The sequence below is a fragment of the Streptosporangium longisporum genome (genome assembly GCF_039534895.1).
Classification (GTDB): domain Bacteria; phylum Actinomycetota; class Actinomycetes; order Streptosporangiales; family Streptosporangiaceae; genus Streptosporangium; species Streptosporangium longisporum.
The window spans coordinates 662,771-668,444 of record NZ_BAAAWD010000019.1 but is presented as its reverse complement, the minus strand read 5'-3'; the positions used below and the strand labels follow the sequence as shown (position 1 = coordinate 668,444).

Genomic DNA, 5,674 nt, shown 5'->3' with positions numbered 1-5,674 from the left:
GCGGGGGTCCCTTTCTTCCTTGCTGGGCGCGGTCGGCGCCGATGCGGGGGGTCTGGCTGTACGGGACGTCGTGTCCGCCGGTGACGCCGGGGACGTTCCCGGTGTCGGTGGCGTGGTGGACGTCGTGGTCCGGGACTCCGGGCCGATCGGTCGTCGGCCCGGATCCGGTCTCGGAGGCGGCAGGGGTTTCAGCTCGGTTTCCGTGAGCGGTCCTTGAGGCGGTCTCGTCGCACGGCGAGCCGCCGGGCGGCGCGGTCGAGGCCGGGGGTGGGGCCTCCACCGTCCAGGTGCGCGGCGAGCGCGCGGATGGTCGGATGGCGGAACAGGTCGACGATCGGGATCTCCCTGCCGAGCGCCGAGCCCAGGCGGGCCTGGACCGCGGCGATGGCCAGCGAGTGACCGCCGATCTCGAAGAAGTTGTCGGCGGCGCCGACCCGCGGGACGCCGAGCACGGCCCGCCACACCTCGGCCACGGCCCGCTCGGTCGGGCCCGACACCTCCCCGCCCGCCCCGTCGCCCTGGCGGGGGGCGGGGCGGCGCAGCGCGGTGCGGTCGACCTTGCCGTTGGGGGTCAGCGGCAGCGCGGGCACCACGATCACCTCGGCGGGCACCGCGTGCTCGGGCAGCACCGAGCGCAGGTGCTCCAGCAGCCGCTGCGGGGCCAGACCGGGCCTGCGGGGCACCGCGTAGGCGTGCAGCACGGTCTCGCGCCCCTCGCCCCGGTCGGCCACCGCGACGGCGGCGCGGACCTCGGGATGGGCGGTCAGCGCGGCCTCGACCTCGCCCGGCTCCACCCGGAAGCCGCGGACCTTGATCTGGTCGTCGCGGCGCCCGGCGATCGTCACCGTCCCGTCCGGGTTGAGCCGGCCGAGGTCGCCGGTGGCGAAGGAGTCCCCGGTGAAGCGGAGCCGGGTCAGCTCGGCGTCGAGGTAGCCGGTCGCCAGGTTGGCGCTGCGCACCACCACCTCGCCGAGCTCGCCCACCCCGGCGCGGGCACCGCGCGAGTCGACGACGACCAGCTCGCTGCCCTCGATGCCGCGCCCGGCCGGGACGGGCTCGGCGCTCTCGCGCACCCGGTGCGGGATCTCGTACCAGGCGTGCGCCTGCGGGGTCTCGGTGGTGCCGTAGAAGGCGACCAGCCGGGCGGACGGGACCAGCCGGCGCAGCCGCGCGGCGTCGGCGTGGGTGAGGCGGTCGCCGCCGGTCGCGACGAGCCGGACGTCGGGCAGCACCGCCCCGGTCCCGCAGAGCATCCTGGCCAGCTGCGGGGTCAGGTGCAGGACGCCGACGCGGTGCTCGCGCAGCCATCCGGCCAGCCGGGCGGGGTCGCGCAGCAGGTCCTGCTCGGGCATGCACAGCCGGGCGCCGGTCGCCAGCGGCACGAACAGGTCGCGCAGCGCCGGGTCGTGCGCCAGGCCCGAGAGCAGGGCGAACCGGTCGTCGGGGGTCACCTCGAAGGTGTCCGCGTACCAGGCGACGAAGTGGGCCAGCGGGCCCTCGCCGGTCAGCACCGGCTTGGGGTCGCCGGTGGTCCCGGAGGTGAGCGAGAGGTAACCGCGCCCCGTCCCCGTCGTCCCCGTCGTCCCCGCCGTTCCCGCCGCGACGGCCTCCGCCGAGGCGTCCTCCGTCGGCACGGTCTCCGGAAGGGTGATCTCCGGCAGTCCTGGCAGGGGCGGCGTCCCCGGGCAGCGCAGCACGGCCACGGCCCCGGCGGCAACGGCCTGGCGGGCCAGCACCGGCTCCGGATGGGCCGGGTCGAGGATCACCCAGCGGGCCCCGGAGGCCAGCACCCCCAGCAGCAGCCCCGGAAGCTCGGGCACCCGTGCCCCGAGCACCGCGACCGCCCGGCCGGGCTCGACCCCGGCCGCGCGCAGCGCCGCGGTCGTGCGGCGGCGCAGCGCGGTCAGCTCCTCATGTCCCAGGCTCCGGCCCGCGCCCTCCACCACGACGCGCGGGTGCAGGGTCTCCAGCGGCCCGGGACCGTCCCAGACCGGCAGCGCGGCGGGAGGCTCCGGCTCGGACAGCCGGACCCGGCGCGCCGCCTCGTCGGGACGCTCCAGCAGGCCGGCCAGCAGGTGCCGGTAGGAGGCCAGCAGGGACTCCATCCTGGCGGCCGAGAACAGGTCGGGGTTGTAGACCAGCTGCAGCGCGTACCCGTCGCCGTGCTCGCTGACGTACATCGTCAGGTCGAACAGCGCGCCCGGCAGCCCGGCCGCCAGCGCCTCGGTCTCGCACCCGGGCAGGTCGAGCTTGGGCTCGGCGAAGTTGTACATGTTGAACATGACCTGCGTCACCGGGTTGCGGCCCAGGTCGCGCGGGACGCGCAGCGCGTCCACGACACGCTCCAGCGGCACCTCGCCGTGCGCCACCACCTCGGCCAGCTCGTCCCGGCAGCGGGCCACGTGCTCCTCGAAGGAGGACTCCGCGTCCTGGCGCAGCCGCAGCGGCAGCACCCGCACGCACATGCCGACCAGCGACTCGAACGCCACGTGCCCCCGGTCGGCGTACGGGGCGCCGACCACCAGGTCGTCCTGCCCGGACAGCCGGGCCAGCAGCTCGGCGAACGCGGCCAGCAGCACCGGGTACGGGGTGACCCCCATCCGCAGCGCCAGCTCCCTGACGTGGCCTCCGACGGATCCGTCAAGCTCGTCTGTTAGGAGCGCTCCAAAAAAGGTCTGCACCGGAGGGCGGGGGGCGTCCCTGGGCAGGTCGAGGACCATGGGGGCGTCCCGCAGGTGCTCGCGCCACCAGTCGACGGCCCCGCCGTTCGAACGCTCCCTGGACCAGGCCACGTAGTCGCCGAGGGACGCGCCGGCCGGTCCCGGCCCGTCGCCCCGGTAGGCGGCGCTCAGGTCGCGGTAGAAGACGTCCTGCGACCAGCCGTCGAAGACGACGTGGTGCACGGTCACCGCGAGCACGTGGTCGTCGACGGCCAGCCGCACCAGCCGGGCCCGCAGCAGCGGCCCGGTCTCCAGGTCGAAGCGCGTCCGGGCCTCGTCCTGCAGCAGAGCCCGCAGGGCGGCCTCGGGGTCGGGGGCCGCCGAGAGGTCGTCGAGCGGCAGCGGCACCTCGCCGGCGGGGGCGACCGTGACGTACGGCGCGCCGTCGCGGGAGGGGATGCGCCAGCGCAACGCCTCGTGCCGGGTCACCACGACCTCCAGGGCACGCCGGAGCGCGTCGTGGTCGAGCGGGCCGCGGACCCGTTCGGCCATCGCGATGTTGTGGGCGGGCGTCTCCGGGGCGAGCCGCTCGACGAACCACATGCGCCGCTGCGCGGGGGAGAGCGACGGCCCCTCGCCACCGGCCGTGCCCGGGGTGCCGGACGCGCCGGACGTGCTGCCGAGGGCGTCCCCGGTGCCGCACGGGGGAGCCTGCTCGACGCCGGACGACAGGGCGCCGTAGGTACGGGCCGTGTAGACGTCCTCGACCGAGATGTCCCGGCCGAGCTCGGCACGGACGGCCGAGACCAGCCGCATCGCCCGCAGCGAGTGCCCGCCGCGCTCGAAGAAGTCGTCGTCGGGACGGGGGGCAGGGGTGTCCAGCACCCGGGCCCAGATGCCCGCCAGGCCGGGGGCCGCGGCGGGGGAGGAGGTGTCAGGGGTGCCGGGGGCCTCCCCGGACAGGGCCCGCAGGGCGGCGAGGTCGACCTTGCCGGAGGAGTTCAGCGGCAGGACCGGGACGTGCACCACCCGGGTGGGCAGCATGTACACCGGCAGCCGCCGCGCGCAGTGCTCGCGCAGCTCGGCCTGCCCGGGCGCGTCCAGCGGCGCGACGTAGGCCACCAGCTCACCGGGGGGCGTCGACCACCGCCTGCTTCACGCCGGGGTGGGCGCGGACGACCGACTCGACCTCGCCGATCTCGACCCGCTGTCCCTGGATCTTCACCTGCCGGTCCAGCCGCCCCATGAAGGCGATCCGGCCGTCGGGCTGCCAGGCCACGTGGTCGCCGGTGCGGTAGAGCCGAGCCCCGGGCGTCGCCGAGAACGGGTCGGGCACGAACCGCCCGGCCGTCATGCCGGGCAGGCCCAGGTAGCCGCGGCTGACCTGCGGGCCGCCGATGTACAGCTCGCCCGGGACGCCGACGGGGCACTCGCGCATGTCCTCGTCCAGGATGTGCGCCCGGCAGCCGCGCAGCGGGAACCCGATCGGCAACGACCGCTCCCAGGTGCCCGACAGCTCGGTGCCGACGACGCACACGGTCGTCTCGGTGGGGCCGTACCAGTTGTGGAAACGGGTCCGCGCCGACCAGCGCTCCACCTGCTCCGGGCCGGGCGGCTCGCCCGCGGTGACCAGGTCGCGCAGGTGCGGCAGCCCGGCCGGGTCGACCAGCGGCAGCAGCGCCGGGGGGATGAACCCCCAGGTGACGTCGTGCGCCTCCAGGAAACGCTGCAGGCGGGCCGGGTCGGTCCTGTCCTCGTCCGGCACCAGCTGCACGCACCCGCCGGAGGCCAGCGGGGTGAACATGTCGAGCACCGAGACGTCGAAGCCGAGCGCGGAGAAGGCGATCGACCGGCAGGTGCCGTCCAGGCCGAAGTGGGCCGCCGAGGCGGTGACGAAGGCCACCGCCGAGGAGTGGTTCACGACCACTCCCTTGGGGCGGCCGGTCGATCCCGAGGTGTACAGCACGTAGGCGGCGTTCCCGGGCCGGGGCACGGCGCCGGTGCCCGCGAGGGAGGCCGCGGTGATCTCGTCCCCGGTGCTCGCGGTGTTCCCGGTGTCTCCGGTGCCCGCGACGTCCCCGGTTCCGGTCGTGCCGCCGGTTCCGGACGTCGTATCACCGGTTTCGGACGCGGTGACGGCGGTGGTGCCGGTCAGGGGTGCGACGGTTGTGACGGCCGAGGCCCCGAGGAGGGTATCGGCGGTAATTTCGGACACGGTTTGGGAGGCCGTATCGATTTCCGGCTCCACCAGGACGCGCCCGGAGCCGTCGAGCAGCTCGCGGCCGCGCCGGTCGGTCACCACCACCGTGATGCCGGCGTCGTCGAGCACCTCGTCCAGCCGCCGGCGCGGGTGCGCCGGGTCCAGCGGGACGTACGCGCCACCGGCCAGCATGATGCCGAGGGCGGCCACGGGCATCACCGGAGTGCGCGCGGAGCAGAGCCCCACCCGGTCCTCCGGCCCCACGCCCAGGTCGCGTAACCGCAGCGCAAGGGCGGTGGCCGCGTCCATCAGCCCGCGGTAGGTCAGACGAGTCTCCCACTGCCGGACCGCGGGCGCGAACGGAGTCCGTGCCGCCTGGGCGGCGATGAGGTCGCACAGGAGCGCCTCCGGAGCGGTGTGCGCCGGGCCGGTCGTCCAGGAGGCGGGAGCGGGAGCCGCCGGCGGCTCAGGCACGGTGAACGGCCCCCCGGTCACCGATGCGGACGACGAGTCCTCCCGCGTCGCTTCGAGCATCCACCCCCCATTGCCCCAAACAGGGTTTTTGCCCTGTCAAGTATTCACAAGTCTCAAGCCAGATCATTCCTAATGTTTACGTCACTGAGCAGTCAAGGGTTGAAAGTTAAACCTGTGTCGGAATGCCGGTTTCGGCTGTCCCCCAAGATCGCCGAGGGGGTTGACGACCCGGAATCACCGCAGGTCACCGTGATCGGTTAGACGGAAGGTGACCGTCCACTTCCCTCTGTCGCGAAGCACGGTGACCCAGCATCACGTGACGTAATGACGCGTTGACCAA

2 protein-coding genes are annotated in these 5,674 nt (G+C 74.7%); both read right to left on the bottom strand.

Going from position 1 to position 5,674, the window contains the following annotated elements:
- Nucleotides 1-188: 188 nt before the first annotated feature.
- Nucleotides 189-3,782 (bottom strand): condensation domain-containing protein, encoded by a 3,594-nt coding sequence (locus ABD832_RS34770; RefSeq protein ID WP_344904289.1) that lies wholly within the window; start codon nucleotides 3,780-3,782, stop codon nucleotides 189-191.
- A 4-nt stretch (nucleotides 3,783-3,786) separates the two neighbouring features.
- Complete coding sequence (locus ABD832_RS34765; RefSeq protein WP_344904287.1) at nucleotides 3,787-5,334, bottom strand: amino acid adenylation domain-containing protein; 1,548 nt, start codon at nucleotides 5,332-5,334, stop codon at nucleotides 3,787-3,789.
- Nucleotides 5,335-5,674 lie beyond the last annotated feature (340 nt).